The sequence below is a fragment of the Bradyrhizobium sp. genome (assembly GCF_036735945.1).
Lineage (GTDB): Bacteria > Pseudomonadota > Alphaproteobacteria > Rhizobiales > Xanthobacteraceae > Bradyrhizobium.
On the sequence record NZ_DAINNI010000003.1, the window covers coordinates 1 to 14,573 of the forward strand.

15 protein-coding genes and 1 pseudogene are annotated in these 14,573 nt (G+C 63.4%); 7 read left to right on the plus strand and 9 right to left on the minus strand.

What is annotated here, in order from left to right; all coding sequences use genetic code 11:
- The 5 genes from V7E26_RS01655 to V7E26_RS01675 form a co-directional block, all read left to right on the plus strand.
- A partial coding sequence (locus tag V7E26_RS01655) for a phosphomethylpyrimidine synthase ThiC (RefSeq protein ID WP_324412798.1) occupies positions 1-929 on the plus strand: 929 nt, incomplete at its 5' end.
- A 269-nt stretch (positions 930-1,198) separates the two neighbouring features.
- Positions 1,199-1,600 (plus strand): hypothetical protein, encoded by a 402-nt coding sequence (locus V7E26_RS01660; protein ID WP_324412801.1) that lies wholly within the window; start codon positions 1,199-1,201, stop codon positions 1,598-1,600.
- Between the two features lie 232 nt (positions 1,601-1,832).
- Entirely contained in the window at positions 1,833-2,066 is a 234-nt protein-coding gene (locus tag V7E26_RS01665; protein WP_324412803.1) for a helix-turn-helix domain-containing protein, read from the plus strand.
- Between the two features lie 507 nt (positions 2,067-2,573).
- Positions 2,574-3,221 (plus strand): SPFH domain-containing protein, encoded by a 648-nt coding sequence (locus V7E26_RS01670; RefSeq protein ID WP_324412806.1) that lies wholly within the window; start codon positions 2,574-2,576, stop codon positions 3,219-3,221.
- Between the two features lie 284 nt (positions 3,222-3,505).
- Positions 3,506-4,606, plus strand: a complete 1,101-nt coding sequence (locus tag V7E26_RS01675; protein WP_324412808.1) for an alkene reductase — start codon at positions 3,506-3,508, stop codon at positions 4,604-4,606.
- Positions 4,607-4,689: 83 nt separating this feature from the next.
- On the opposite strand, the gene V7E26_RS01680 is transcribed toward V7E26_RS01675, so the two are convergent.
- From V7E26_RS01680 to V7E26_RS01715, 8 genes are all read right to left on the minus strand, one after another.
- A complete protein-coding gene (locus V7E26_RS01680) occupies positions 4,690-6,432 on the minus strand; it encodes an ABC transporter substrate-binding protein (RefSeq protein ID WP_324413072.1) in 1,743 nt (580 codons plus the stop codon).
- Between the two features lie 127 nt (positions 6,433-6,559).
- Positions 6,560-6,886: a DUF2160 domain-containing protein gene (locus tag V7E26_RS01685; RefSeq protein ID WP_324412810.1), complete on the minus strand. Its 327-nt coding sequence runs from the start codon at positions 6,884-6,886 to the stop codon at positions 6,560-6,562.
- A 66-nt stretch (positions 6,887-6,952) separates the two neighbouring features.
- Positions 6,953-7,759 carry a carbohydrate ABC transporter permease gene (locus V7E26_RS01690; protein ID WP_324412812.1) on the minus strand — a complete coding sequence of 269 codons (807 nt, stop codon included), beginning with the start codon at positions 7,757-7,759 and terminating at the stop codon, positions 6,953-6,955.
- Positions 7,759-8,661 (minus strand): carbohydrate ABC transporter permease, encoded by a 903-nt coding sequence (locus V7E26_RS01695; RefSeq protein WP_324412815.1) that lies wholly within the window; start codon positions 8,659-8,661, stop codon positions 7,759-7,761. The genes V7E26_RS01690 and V7E26_RS01695 overlap by 1 nt, the downstream gene beginning before the upstream one ends.
- Positions 8,661-9,746: an ABC transporter ATP-binding protein gene (locus V7E26_RS01700; RefSeq protein WP_324412817.1), complete on the minus strand. Its 1,086-nt coding sequence runs from the start codon at positions 9,744-9,746 to the stop codon at positions 8,661-8,663. Before V7E26_RS01700 ends, V7E26_RS01695 begins: the two co-directional genes overlap by 1 nt.
- A 12-nt stretch (positions 9,747-9,758) precedes the next feature.
- Positions 9,759-10,898 (minus strand): ABC transporter ATP-binding protein, encoded by a 1,140-nt coding sequence (locus V7E26_RS01705; protein WP_324412819.1) that lies wholly within the window; start codon positions 10,896-10,898, stop codon positions 9,759-9,761.
- Positions 10,895-12,439, minus strand: coding sequence for a glycerol-3-phosphate dehydrogenase (glpD, locus tag V7E26_RS01710; RefSeq protein WP_324412820.1), 1,545 nt, complete (start codon positions 12,437-12,439; stop codon positions 10,895-10,897). The genes V7E26_RS01705 and glpD overlap by 4 nt, the downstream gene beginning before the upstream one ends.
- Before the next feature lie 132 nt (positions 12,440-12,571).
- Positions 12,572-13,219 (minus strand): EamA family transporter, encoded by a 648-nt coding sequence (locus V7E26_RS01715; RefSeq protein ID WP_324412822.1) that lies wholly within the window; start codon positions 13,217-13,219, stop codon positions 12,572-12,574.
- Here V7E26_RS01715 and V7E26_RS29970 point away from each other — a divergent pair.
- Positions 13,218-13,445: pseudogene (locus V7E26_RS29970) on the plus strand (ABATE domain-containing protein); the annotation flags it as partial. The gene V7E26_RS01715 and the pseudogene V7E26_RS29970 sit on opposite strands and share 2 nt — an antisense overlap.
- 70 nt (positions 13,446-13,515) lie before the next feature.
- Positions 13,516-13,614 (plus strand): CGNR zinc finger domain-containing protein, encoded by a 99-nt coding sequence (locus V7E26_RS29975; RefSeq protein ID WP_442893343.1) that lies wholly within the window; start codon positions 13,516-13,518, stop codon positions 13,612-13,614.
- Here V7E26_RS29975 and V7E26_RS01725 read toward each other — a convergent pair.
- Positions 13,611-14,453, minus strand: a complete 843-nt coding sequence (locus tag V7E26_RS01725) for a DeoR/GlpR family DNA-binding transcription regulator (protein WP_324412824.1) — start codon at positions 14,451-14,453, stop codon at positions 13,611-13,613. The genes V7E26_RS29975 and V7E26_RS01725 overlap by 4 nt on opposite strands.
- Positions 14,454-14,573 lie beyond the last annotated feature (120 nt).

The following is a 14,573-nucleotide window of genomic DNA, read 5'->3' on the forward strand; positions in this document are numbered from 1 at the left end:
ACCTCACCGCCAACCGCGTCACCGGCATCGTCTCGCGCGGCGGCTCGATCATGGCCAAGTGGTGCCTGGCGCATCACAAGGAGAGCTTCCTCTACGCCCGCTTCGACGAGATCTGCGACCTCATGCGCAAGTATGACGTCTCGTTCTCGCTCGGCGACGGCCTGCGTCCCGGCTCGATCGCGGACGCCAACGACCGCGCGCAGTTCGCGGAGCTCGAAACCCTCGGCGAATTGACAAAAATCGCATGGGACAAGGGCTGCCAGGTGATGATCGAAGGCCCCGGCCATGTGCCGATGCACAAGATCAAGATCAACATGGACAAGCAGCTCAAGGAGTGCGGCGAAGCCCCGTTCTATACGCTTGGGCCGCTGACCACCGACATCGCGCCGGGCTACGACCACATCACCTCGGGCATCGGCGCCGCCATGATCGGCTGGTTCGGCTGCGCCATGCTCTGCTACGTCACGCCGAAGGAGCATCTCGGCCTGCCCGACCGCAACGACGTCAAGGTCGGCGTCATCACCTACAAGATCGCGGCGCACGCCAGCGATCTCGCCAAGGGCCACCCCGCCGCGCAACTGCGCGACGACGCGCTGTCCCGCGCCCGCTTCGACTTCCGCTGGACCGACCAGTTCAACCTCGGCCTCGATCCCGACACCGCCAAGAGCTTCCACGACGAGACGCTGCCGAAGGAAGCCCACAAGGTCGCGCACTTCTGCTCGATGTGCGGTCCAAAGTTCTGCTCGATGAAGATCACGCAGGACGTGCGCGATTACGCGGCGACGCTGAATGACCCGGCAAGCATTGGCATGTCGGTGAGCGGCACCATCGAGGACGGGATGGCGGCGATGAGCCAGAAGTTCAAGGAAATGGGAAGCAGCGTGTATCTCGATGCCGAGAAGGTGAAGGAGAGCAACCGGGTGCTGTGAGAAGCTCCCGGCGCTCTGCATTTCATGCTCGGCCTTGACCCGGGCATCCATCCGACAAGCAATGACCGGGCGATACGCCCGGTCTTTTTATGCACCGCATCGGGAAGTCGATTGATGTGCAACCCGGAGTTTGCCGGATGGATATCCCTGAGATTGGAACGAATACTCTGTCGCAGCGGTTCAAGAAGACGAATCGAGCGCGCATCTCGATGCGAAGAAGCTGAAGGAGACTGACGGCTCATGACGACGGCTTACTCATCAGGACCGCAATGCCCGACAACAGCCTGACCGGGGTCTGGGACGGTACCTTCATTCAGTCGCAGGTTGGAATGGTGACGTTCCTGGCGACGCTCATCGAATCAGGCGGCGCGCTCGGAGGCAACGTGACCGAACCCTGCACGATGCCCGGATGCCCCATGGGCACCCACAACGCTTCGATCACAGGCCATCGCTCCGGCAGCGCCGTCTCGTTCATCAAGCGTTACGAACCACCCGGCCACGGCTACGACACCGTGACCTATGAGGGCACGGTCAATGCCGACGCCACCGAGATCGACGGCCGCTGGAAGCTGCCGGGCACGACCGCCTCGGGGACGTTCCTGATGGTGCGCTCGGGCAAGCCGGCGGAAGCGGAGGTGGTTGAAGAACGGAAGAAGGAGCCGGCAAGGTAGCGAGTAGCGAATAGTAAATAGCTCGGATGAGCGCAGCGACATCCGGGGCGCTCTGCCCGGTACTTCCCCGTGCTCATTAACCTCCCATTAACCATTCGCGCCCACGCTCGCCGCGGTTTGGGGGAATGTGATTCCTGATGTTTCTGCTCCGCGTTCCGGAGCAAGCGTCGATCGGGAGGTGTAGATGCCCCGGGAGTATAGTGACCTGTACCTTGGCATGGACTGTGTCCCCATGCCCGCGATGCCGCAGTCGGTTTCGCAGACGCCCTCACCCCATCAGATCGTGCCACTGCTGATCGGCCTGACCGTCGAGGCGATCGAGCGCGAACTCGTGCTGCAGACGCTGGCGAGTTGCCACGGCAATCGCACCCACGCTGCGCGCCTGCTAGGGCTTTCGGTGCGCACGATGCGCAACAAGATACGGCAGTACGGGACGGATGGCGCCGACGTGCCGCGGCACAGCTAGCTGAATGATGGCGGTTCGAAGGATGGGCAAAGCGACTTGTCCGCCGTAGCTCGAAGAGCGAAGGCGGAAGCGTGCCCACCTCGCTATCTGCGCGCCAATTGAGACCTCATGGTGAGGAGGCGCGTAGCGCCGTCTCGAACCATGTGGCCCCGCTGGTGCCATTCATCCTTCGAGACGCCGCTGCGCGGCTCCACAGGATGAGGTCTGGCTGCGCTGCGCGCGCAATGACGGGACCAAGTCCGAGGCGGACTCGATGAACTGTCAAGCCTGGCGACATGTTATCCACTCGCCATTGGCGAACAAACATGCTTCTCAATCCGACGTCACAATCCGTCCATTTGAAATTCAAATGACCGTGCCGAACCGGCTTTTTTCTGTTCAATCGCTCCGATTGAAGCTGCGATGACTTATTTTCGACGCAGGAAACGCCAAGAGAAGTATCAGGGGAAGAATCGGAATTGCGGCGTCGCCAACAAGAACAAGAATCGTGGCGCGGGAGGGATTAACGTGGGTGAGCTTCTTGGTTCGATCGCATTCACTTTGATCGTTATCGCCGTTATCGCCGGCGTCTGGGCCTGGATTTCGACGCTGCTGCGGAGGGGCCTGATGGCGCTGGTCGGGTTCGACCGTATCTGCGTGCAGCAATTCGAGACCCTGTTGCTCTACCGCAACGGCCGTTTTGAAAAGGCCCTCGGCGCCGGCCTGCACCGGATCAGGGCCGGCGGCCGGCAGATCACGCGGATCGACCTGCGCCCCGAAGTTTTCAAGTTTTCGCAAGGCGCCGTCTCCGCCGACCGCTTCGCCCTCAACCTCGTCTATGTCGTGCGCACCCAGATCGTCGATCCGCGCGCCTCGTTCGAGAGCACGCAGAACTATCGCAACGAGGTCTGCATGCGCCTGCAATCCGTGGTCAAGGCGATGTGCAGCCGCATCCCGCGCCTCGAGATCCAGATGGACCACCAGACCTTCGGCAACAGCGTCCAGAAGGCCGCCAGCCAGGTGTTTCGCTCGATCGGTTGCGAATGCCTGACCTTCGAGCTGATGCAGGTGGATATCGTGGGGCTCGCCGTCGAGCTCGACACCAGGCGAATGGGCGCCGCGGCGCAGGGGTCCGTGGGCGTCGTCGGCGAGAGAGGCTCCATCGCCGCAATGTGATCGTGCCTGACGCGTCGGCCGGTCGATCCGGTGCGATAGCGGCCAGACGGGCTTCCGCAGCGCGATTTGGAACGTCAGGGCAGCGTACGGAAGAAGGCCCGTTCTGCGCCGCACCCGATTTCGAGCGGGTCATCCTACGCCGGCGTGCCCGGGCCCGGCACGATCCCGCAACAAAGCCGGAACCATGCGCAGCACGTCTGCGCAAGCCGAATGGCTCGGCCATTGCGTAAATGGCTGCGATGCCCAACTCTCGTGGTATCGATATTCACCCGGAACCCCCTGACATGAGCCAGACCAAACTGTTCGAGCCCTTCAAGCTCGGCCCAATCACGCTGCCCAATCGCCTCGTGATGGCGCCGCTGACGCGCAACCGCGCGGTGCCCCCCGGCATGGTGCCGAGTCCGCTCGCGGTCGACTATTACGGCCAGCGCGCCTCCGCCGGCCTGTTGATCACCGAAGCCAGCCAGGTCTCGCAGCAGGGCCAGGGCTACCAGGACACCCCCGGCATCTATTCGAAGGAGCAGGTCGCGGGCTGGCGCAAGGTCACGGACCGCGTGCACGAAAAAGGCGGCCGCATCTTCATCCAGATCTGGCATGTCGGCCGCATCTCGCATGTTTCGCTGCAGCCCGGCGGCGGCAAGCCGGTCGGACCGAGCGCGCTCCGCGCCAAAGGCAAGACCTTCGTCAACGGCACCTTCACCGAGATCTCCGAGCCGCGCGCGCTGGAGCTTTCGGAGATTCCAGGGATCATCGACGATTTCAAGCGCGGCACCGAGAACGCGCTGGCCGCCGGTTTCGACGGCGTCGAGATCCACGGCGCCAACGGCTATCTGCTCGACCAGTTCGCGAAAGACGGAGCCAACAAGCGCACCGATGTCTACGGCGGCTCGATCGAGAACCGCGCCCGGCTGATGCTGGAAGTCTCCAAGGCGGTGGCCGCGGTCGCAGGCGCCGAGCGCACCGGCATCCGCATCTCGCCGGTGACGCCGGCCAACGATGTTTCCGACAGCAATCCGCAACCGCTGTTCGACCACATCGTGGACGGGCTCAACGCGCTGGATCTGACCTACATCCACGTCGTCGAGGGCGCCACCGGCGGCCCGCGCGACAACGCGCCGTTCGACTATGGGTCCTTGCGCAAGCGCTTCGACGGCGCCTATGTCGCGAACAACGGCTACGATTTCGATCTCGCGACCAGGGTGCTCGACGCCGGCGCCGCCGATCTCATCGCCTTCGGCAAGCCGTTCATCTCCAACCCCGACCTCGTCGATCGCTTGAAGAAGGGCGCGCCGCTGAACGAATGGGACAAGAACACCTTCTATGGCGGCGACGCCAAGGGCTATACGGACTACCCGACACTCGGCGCCGCGCAGGCGGCGGAGTAACGGCGCGACGCTCCGCCCCCGAAGGAAAAGGCCGGGATCGCTCCCGGCCTCTGTCTTTTTGCATCACTCGCGACTTGCGAAATTCACTTCGCCTCAGCCCGCTTCGGCGGGGTTGCCGGCCACGACTTCACCAGCGTGTCGTAGTCGACGGTTTCGCCCTTCGGCTTCTCGTTCGCCAGCTTGCGCTGCGGAGCAACGTGGCCGTCCTTCGCGGACTTGGCGAACCAGAACTCGGCGGTCTCCTTCTTGTTCAGCTTCGGCCCGCAGGCGCCCTGCACGCCGCTCTTCTCGAGACGTTCGAGCACGGAGTCCTGCGCCGCGGCCAGCGCATCCATCGCGGCTTGCGGCGTCTTCGCACCGGACGACGCATCGCCGATGTTCTGCCACCACAATTGCGCGAGCTTCGGATAGTCAGGCACGTTGTTGCCGGTCGGGGTCCACTGCACGCGCGCGGGCGAGCGGTAGAACTCGATCAGGCCGCCGAGCTTCGGCGCACGTTCAGTAAATGACTTATCCCAGATGTCGGATTCACGCACGAAGGTGAGGCCGACATGGCTCTTCTTCAGAGACACCGTCTTGGAGTTGATGAACTGCAGATAGAGCCAGGCCGCCTTGCGGCGATCGGCCGGCGTCGACTTCAGCAGCGTCGCCGAGCCGGCGTCCTGGTAGCCGAGCTTCATGCCCTCTTTCCAGTACGAGCCGTGCGGCGACGGCGCCATGCGCCATTTCGGCGTACCGTCCGCGTTCACGACCGCGATGCCGGGCTTCACCATGTCGGCGGTGAAGGCGGTGTACCAGAAGATCTGCTGGGCGATGTTGCCCTGCGCCGGCACCGGGCCTGCTTCGGAGAAGGTCATGCCCTGGGCCTGCGGCGGGGCGTATTTCTTCATCCACTCGAGGTACTTGGTGATCGAATAGACCGCCGCCGGACCGTTGGTGTCGCCACCGCGTTCGACCGACGAGCCGACCGGACGGCAGCCTTCCATGCGGATGCCCCATTCGTCGACCGGCAGGCCGTTCGGGATGCCCTTGTCGCCGTTGCCGGCCATCGACAGCCAGGCGTCGGTGAACCGCCAGCCGAGCGAGGGATCCTTCTTGCCATAGTCCATGTGGCCATAGACCTTGACGCCGTTGATCTCCTTGATGTCGTTGGTGAAGAACTCGGCGATGTCTTCATAGGCCGACCAGTTCACGGGCACGCCGAGATCGTAGCCGTACTTGGCCTTGAACTTGGCCTTGTACTCGGGATTGGTGAACCAGTCGTAGCGGAACCAGTAGAGGTTCGCGAACTGCTGGTCGGGAAGCTGGTAGAGCTTGCCGTCCGGTCCCGTGGTGAAGGACTTGCCGATGAAGTCGTTGACGTCGAGCTGCGGATTGGTGACGTCCTTGCCCTCGCCGGTCATGTAGTCCGACAGGATCACGGTCTGGCCGTAGCGGAAGTGGGTGCCGATCAGGTCGGAATCGTTGATCCAGCCGTCATAGACGTTCTTGCCGGACTGCATCTGGGTCTGCAGCTTTTCGACGACGTCGCCCTCCTGGATCAGGTCGTGCTTGACCTTGATCCCCGTGATCTCGGTGAAGGCTTTCGCCAGCGTGCGCGATTCATATTCGTGCGTCGTGATCGTCTCGGAGACGACATTGATGTCCATGCCCTTGAAGGGGGCGGCGGCCTTTTCGAACCACTGCAGCTCCTTCAGTTGGTCGGCCTTCGACAGCGTCGAGGGCTGGAATTCGCTGTCGATCCAGCGTTGGTTGACGGCGTCGTCCGCGCGGGCGGGCGCGGCGACGGTCACGGAAGCGGCGATCAGCGCGGCCGCGCTGGTCATCGTCAGAAAGCTCTCCCTGGTCAACGGACCATTCTTTCCTCTCAAGCGTCGCATGTTGGTTCCTCCGGTTGCAGCGATAGACACTCATTCAGGCCCGGGTTGATCCCGGATCTGTCTTCTTCGCTCGTCAGACCGTGCGGAAAATCGCAACGGCCGAGATGAGCGAAATCAGGGTTGCGAGCCACAGGCTCGATATTTCGACGCCCTCCCCGATCGGCAGCGTGGCGATCGGATCGGTGCCGACAAAGGCAATCCACAGCAAGTGAATGACGGCTGCCAGCACCAGCGAAATGAACAAGCGGTCGCCGCGCGTGGTCGGAATGCGCAGCACGCCGACGCGCTCGGCCTCCGGATAGACGGCGGCAAGCCATGTCATCACGCCCAAAGTGAGCGCCAGCATCACGAAGAAGATCGCCGTCGGCAGCGTCCAGGCCATCCATGCAATGTTTTCCATGGGCTTACGCCCCTCTTTCGAGCATGATCTTGTCCGAAAACCGGTGTCCACTTTTCGGGATCATGCTCATACCCTGCCCAGCGCGAAGCCGCGCGCGATGTAGTTGCGGACGAACCAGATCACCAGCGCGCCGGGGATGATGGTGAGCACGCCGGCGGCGGCGAGCAGGCCCCAGTCCATGCCGGCGGCCGAGACCGTGCGCGTCATGATCGCCGAGATCGGTTTGGCGTTGACCGACGTCAGCGTGCGCGCCAGCAGCAGTTCCACCCAGGAGAACATGAAGCAGAAGAACGCGGCGACGCCGATGCCGCTTGCGATCAGCGGCACCAGGATCTTCACGAAGAAGCGCGGGAACGAATAGCCGTCGAGGAACGCGGTCTCGTCGATCTCGCGCGGCACGCCCGAGACGAAGCCTTCGAGGATCCAGACCGCCAACGGCACGTTGAAGATGCAGTGCGCCAGCGCGACCGCCCATGGCGTGTCGAACAGATTGATCGCCGAATAGAGATTGAAGAATGGCAGCGCGAACACCGCCGCCGGCGCCATCCGGTTCGACAGCAGCCAGAAGAACAGATGCTTGTCGCCGAGGAAGCGATAACGCGAGAAGCCGTAGGCCGCCGGCAGCGCCACCGCGATCGAGATCACGGTGTTGATGACGACGTATTTCAGCGAGTTGATGTAGCCGGAATACCAGCTCTCATCGGTGAAGATGCGCTTGTAGTTTTCCAGCGTCGGCTGGTGCGGCCACAGCGTCATCGTCGTGACGATCTCGTTGTTGGTCTTGAAGCTCATGTTGACGAGCCAGTAGATCGGCAACAGCAGGAAGATCAGGAACACCACGATGATGATGCGGCGGCCGGGGATCGTGTTCATCACGCACCTCCCTGCTTTTCAGGACGATCGGCCCCGGCATTGGTCATGACGGTGTAGAAGATCCAGCACACGATCAGGATGATCAGGTTGTAGACCAGCGACAGTGCCGCGGCCTTGCCAAGGTCGAACTGGCCGAGCGCGATCTTGACCAGCTCGATCGAGACGAAGGTGGTCGAATTGCCGGGACCGCCGCCGGTCACGACGAACGGCTCGGTGTAGATCATGAAGCTGTCCATGAAGCGCAGCAGCACCGCGATCAGCAGCACGCGGTTCATCTTCGGCAACTGGATTGCCTTGAACACCGCCCAGCGCGAAGCGCCGTCGATCTGCGCCGCCTGGTAATAGGCGTCGGGGATCGACTTCAGCCCGGCATAGCACAGCAGCGCGACGAGGCTGGTCCAGTGCCAGACGTCCATCACGATCACGGTGGCCCAGGCGTCGAACTCGTTGGAGACGTAGTTGTAGTCGATGCCGAGACTGTTGAGCGTATAGCCGAGCAGGCCGATGTCGGGCCGGCCGAAGATCTGCCAGATCGTTCCGACCACGTTCCAGGGAATCAAGAGCGGCAGCGCCAGGATGACGAGGCAGGCGGCGACGCTCCAGCCTTCGCGCGGCATCGACAGCGCCACCACGATGCCGAGCGGCACTTCGATCGCCAGGATGATCGCGGAGAACAGCAGGTTGCGGCCGAGCGAGGCCAGGAAACGGCCGCCGAGATCGGTCGAGGGATCGAGCAGCTCCTTGAACCAGCCGACGCCGTTCCAGAAAAACTGGTTGTTGCCGAACGTATCCTGCATCGAATAGTTCACCACCGTCATCATCGGCAGGATCGCGGAGAACGCGACCACCGCGAAAACCGGCAGCACCAGGAACCAGGCCTTTTGATTGACGGTCTTGTCCATCAGGCAACCCCCTCGACCAGACGGCTGTCGGCATAGACGTGGACATGCGCGGGATCGAATACGAGCCCGACCGTATTGTCCGGCACGGAGAACCCCGCCGGCACGCGCGCGGCGAATTTGGCGTCGCCGACGCGAACGCGAGCAAAGCGGACGCGGCCGAGATCGTCGATGCGCTCGATGGATGCCGACAGCAGACCGGATGCCGGCGCGGCGACATTGACGAATTCCGGCCGCACGCCGATCTCGATCTTCGCACCCGCCGGCAGCACGCCGTAGTTCCGGTGCAGGCCGATGACGTGACCATCGATTCGAGCCTCGTGCCCGCTCACCGCGGCCGGCACGATGTTCATGCCGGGCGAACCGATGAAATAGCCGACGAAAGTATGCTCCGGCTTCTCGAACAATTCGGCCGGCGTGCCGCTCTGCACGACGCGGCCGTCATGCATGACGACCACCGTATCGGCAAAGGTCAGCGCCTCGGTCTGGTCGTGGGTGACGTAGATCATCGTGAGATCGAGTTCGCGGTGCAACGCCTTCAGCTTCGAGCGCAGCTGCCACTTGAGTTCGGGATCGATCACCGTCAGCGGCTCGTCGAACAGAACTGCCGCAACATCGGAGCGGACGAGGCCGCGGCCGAGCGAGATCTTCTGCTTGGCATCGGCGGTCAGCCGCGTTGCCTTTCGGTCGAGATAGAAGGTGAGGTCGAGCAGATCGGCGATCTGCCTCACCCGCGCCTCGACCTCGGCCTTCGGCACGCCGCGGTTCTGCAGCGGAAATGCGAGATTTTGCCCGACCGTCATGGTGTCGTAGATCACCGGAAACTGGAACACCTGCGCGATATTGCGCTTCTGGGTTGACAGCGGCGTGATGTCTGATCCGTCGAACAGGATCTTGCCGCGCGACGGCGTGACGATGCCGGAGATCAGGTTCAGCAGCGTGGTCTTGCCGCAGCCGGAGGGGCCGAGCAGTGCGTAGGCGCCGCCCTGCCGCCAGGTCATCGTCACCGGCTTCAGCGCAAAGGATTCCGGCGGCGCGTCATTGCCGCCGTAGGAGTGCGCGAGATCGACGAGGTCAATGCGGGCCATGTCGCATCCCCCTCACGCGCTTTTGCTTCGTGACGCGTTTTCTTCCCGCGCAGCGCGATTAGCTTCGCTTGAAAACGCCCTGCCCGGCGCGGCGACCAGGCGGTCGGCGGCGTCGAACACGAAAAGATTGTCGGGATCCAGCACCGCATCAAGCGTCTGGCCCGGCTCGTATTCATGCACGCCCTGCAGCACGGCCACCCAATTGGACGAATCTCGATTGAGATGCACGAAGCTTTCCGAGCCGGTGATCTCGGTCACCGTGACGGTGGCGTGGAACGCGTGGCGCCCGGCAATGCCGTTGGCCACTTCGAGCTGATGGGCGCGGAAGCCGACGCGGTAGGCGCCGTCGGCGAGCGATGCGTAGAGGCCGGTGGCCGGCGCCTTTATGCCGCCGGCATATTGCACGAAGCCGTTCTTCTTCTCGATGCCGATGGTGTTGAGCGGCGGATCGGAGAACACCTGCGCCACCCGCAGCGTATCGGGCTGGCGATAGACTTTTGAGGTATCGCCGACCTGCAGAACCTGGCCTTCCCACATGCACAGCGTGTTGCCGCCGAGCAGCAACGCCTCGGACGGCTCGGTCGTCGCATAGACGAAGATCGCGCCCGACGCCTCGAAAATGCGCGGCAATTCGGTGCGCAGTTCCTCGCGCAGCTTGTAGTCGAGATTGGCGAGCGGCTCGTCAAGCAGCACGAGGTCGGCGCCCTTGACCAGCGCGCGCGCGATCGCGGTTCGTTGCTGCTGTCCACCGGAAAGCTGCAGCGGGGTGCGCTTCAGATACGGCTCGAGCCGCAAGAGCCTGGCGGCTTCCTGCACGCGGCGATCGATCTCCTCGCGCGGCCTGCCCTGCACGCGCAGCGGCGAGGCAATGTTCTCATAGACCGTGAACGAGGGATAATTGATGAACTGCTGATAGACCATCGCGACCGAGCGCTGCCGCACGTCGGCGCCGGTGACGTCCTTGCCGTCGACCAGCACGCGGCCGGTGCCGGGCTTGTCGAGCCCGGCGAGCAGTCGCATGATCGAGGTCTTGCCTGACAGCGTCGGCCCGAGCAGCACGCTCAGCGTGCCGCGTTCGAGCGTCAGCGAGACGTCGCGGATGGTCGGGATGCCGTCCACCGTTCGTGTGACATGTTCGAGCGTGACGCTCATGGCCGTCCTCCCGCTTCACGCAAGGGACGTTCACCGGAGGCACGATGAGCATTGATCCATTCATCCAGCACGGCGATCTCATCCTTGGACAGCCGCAAACCGAGCTTGGATCTTCGCCACACCACGTCTTCGGCGGTGCAGGCCCATTCGTTCGACATCAGGTACTGGACCTCGCTCTCGGTCAGGGTAGCGCCAAACGACTGCCCAAGATCATCAGATGATTTCGCATTGCCGAGCAATTTTGTCGCACGCGTGCCATAGGCATGTGCCAGCCGGCCGGCGTGCGCCGGGCTGAGGAACGGATATTTCCGCGTCAGTTCCGCCGCCAGCGCGGCGACCGCCGAAACGTCCATGTCGCCGCCGGGCAGCGGAGCCTTGCCGGTCCAGCCCTCTTTCTCTTTTGCGCTGTGCAGATAAGGCGCGAGCCGCTCCAGCGCTTCTTCCGACAGGCGGCGATAGGTCGTGATCTTGCCGCCATAGATCGACAACAGCGGCGCGCCACCGGGCGTATCGAGCTCGAAGACGTAATCGCGGGTCGCCGCCTTGGCTTCACTGGCGCCATCGTCATACAGCGGCCGCACGCCGGAATAGGTCCAGACCACGTCCCTGGGCAGCACCGGCTTCTTCAGATATTCGCTGGCGGACGCGCAGAGGTACTGGATCTCCTCGTCGGAGGCCTTCACCTTGGCCGGGTCGCCATCGTAGTCGCGATCGGTGGTGCCGATCAGGGTGAAATCGTCCTGATAGGGAATGACGAAGATGATGCGGCCATCGGCGTTCTGGAACATGTAGGCGCGGTCGTGCTCGTAGAGCTTGCGCACCACGATGTGCGAGCCCTGCACCAGCCGCACCTTGGCGCGCGCGTTGACGCCGGAACCTGCCGACAACACCTGCTCGACCCAGGGACCGCCGGCATTGACCAGCGCGCGGGCCTGAATGGTCGTGCGCGCGCCGCTGATCGTGTTCTCGACGGTGACGTGCCAGACGCCGTTGACCTGCCCGATCTCGACCGCGCGCGAGCGGGTGCGAATTTCGGCGCCGCGGTCGGCGGCATCCCGCGCGGTCAGCACGACAAGGCGCGCGTCGTCGACGAAGCAGTCGGAATATTCGAAACCGCGCTTGTAGCGGTTGGCGATCAAGGGCTTGCCCACCTCGTCATGGACCAGGTCGACCGAGCGCGTCGGTGGCAGCAGGTGCCGGCCGCCGATGTGATCGTAGAGGAACAGCCCGAGCCGGAGCAGCCAGGCCGGCCGCAAGCCAGCGTGATGTGGCAAAACGAAACGCAGCGGCCTGATGATGTGGGGCGCGATCTGCCAGAGGACTTCGCGTTCGATCAGCGCCTCGCGGACCAGCCGAAACTCGTAATATTCGAGATAGCGCAGCCCGCCGTGCACCAGCTTTGTCGACCAGGACGACGTTCCACTGGCCAAGTCATTCATTTCACATAGGAAAACAGAGTTGCCCCGGCCCGCCGCATCGCGCGCGATGCCGCAGCCGTTGATGCCGCCTCCGATGATGGCGAGGTCGAATACCCTATCCAACGAAACGCATCCCCCGGCGGTCGCCTCTTCGCTTCGGCGATTTCGCTTTCGAATGAGAGTTAAACACAACGAAAAACGAAAGCAAGTCGAAAGCGAAACGAAAGCTGGGATCAATTGCCGGGCGGCTTCGACTTATCCGGCGTCCGGGGTGACCGGTCGCGGCAACGGTCCGCCGCTCACGACGTAGACGCCGACAGAAATACTGGCGATGGCGACCCAGTCCGTCGCCGAGGGCCACTCACCGAGAACAGGAATGGCCATGACCGCGGTCATCGCGGGCGACAAGGCGGCGAAAGCGGCGCCGCTCGACGCGCCGAGTATGCTGACCGCGCGTCCGTAAAAGACGAGCGAAGCGATCGCGGTCAGGACGCCCTGCACGAAGGCCTGCAGCGCCAGATCGCCCAACGGAGCGTTAGCGATCTTCGCACCCTCCACCAACACATAGGCGGGCATGTAGAGAACCAGAGCGCCAACGGCAGCAATGGCTGCGGCGTGCAAGCAATCCAGGCGCACGCGACGCATTGCGACGGTGTAGCAGGCCCAGGCCAGCGCAGATCCGAGAAACAGTGCGTGCCCGAAGCTCTGCATGAAATCAACGACGCCGCCTGCACCGAAGGCGATACAGAACACGCCCGGCAGGATCAGCAGCAAGCCGGCGACGCCAAAGCGAAGCGCTGCGATGTCCCATGACGTGAGGCTGGTCTTCAGCCCGAGGCGAGCGACCACAATCCAACCCGACCAGATACTGACGGCCGCAAGCCCGTAGAGAGCCCCGCGCATCGTCAAACGAGCACGCCGCCTTCGCGAACACCTTCACGACCTGCTGGCAGCGACAGCTTCCGGACATCGGGTACGACAGCCTGACCTGGATGCGGTGAGCGCTGCCATCCAGGCCGCCCATGCGGCGCGGGAGTTGGTCAAATCGCGTTCAGACGGATTGGTCAACTACCGATGGCGTTCGCACCGGAGGTTCGAAATTCCGCTGCATGTCTGCGCGCTTGCGATCGAATCCCTGCTGATCGACGAGGATCGCAAGACAATCCGAAAATGCGGAGCCGCTGATTGCGACGTCTACTATCGACACGAGCAAGGGGCAGCGCCGGCAATGGTGCAGCATGACGGGGTGCGGAAATCGTGAAAAGCAGCGTCGACGACGTTCAGTGACGCGAAACTAGCGCATGCGAATGGGTGGCGAAGCTACAGCCGGAGCGGGCTCGCCGCTGGAATCGTCGATATCGCTCGCCCGTTTCTCCATCGCCTCGACCACCTCGATGCCGCGGTGATGGCAGATATTGGCGAGGCCCGCGGGCAGCGGCGCATCGGTCACGAAGGTCTGGATCTGGCCGAGATGGGCGATACGCACCGGCGCGCTGCGGCGGAGTTTTGTCGAATCCGCGACCAGCATGACGCTGCGGGCATTCGCGATGATCGCCTGCGCCGCCTGCACCTCGCGATAGTCGAAATCCAGCAGCGCGCCCTCCTCGTCGATCGCGGATGCGCCGATGATGGCGTAGTCGACCTTGAACTGGCCGATCAGGCTGGTCGCGGTCGAGCCGATCACCGCGCCGTCGGCACGGCGCACCGCACCGCCAGCCACGATCACCTCGATGCGCGGATGCCGGTAGAGCAGCATCGCGACGTTGAGGTTGTTGGTGATGACGAGCAAATCCTCATGCGAGGTCAGCGCGCTCGCGACCTCTTCCGTCGTGGTGCCGATGTTGATGAACAGCGAGCAGCCGTTCGGAATCCGCTGCGCCGCCGCAAGGCCGATCGCCCGCTTCTCTTCCGCAGCCACGAAGCGGCGGGCCTCATAGGCGAGGTTCTCCACGCCGGACGCGATGATGGCGCCGCCATGGATGCGGGTCAGCGAGCGCTGGTCGCAGAGGTCGTTGAGGTCCTTGCGGATGGTCTGCGCCGAAACCTCGAACCGCTTGGCGAGGTCTTCCACCATCACCCGGCCAAAGGCGCGGGCAATGTTGAGAATTTCAGTCTGGCGGTGAGACAGGCCGGCCACGATCGGCACCCTTAACTCGATAGACCTGGGGCACAAAGTTGCCGTTATGGTGCGGCTGATTGGAGCCGCGGTCAACGAGGGAGATGGGCCACCAGGGCCGCTGAGGGGCGGAACGAGCAA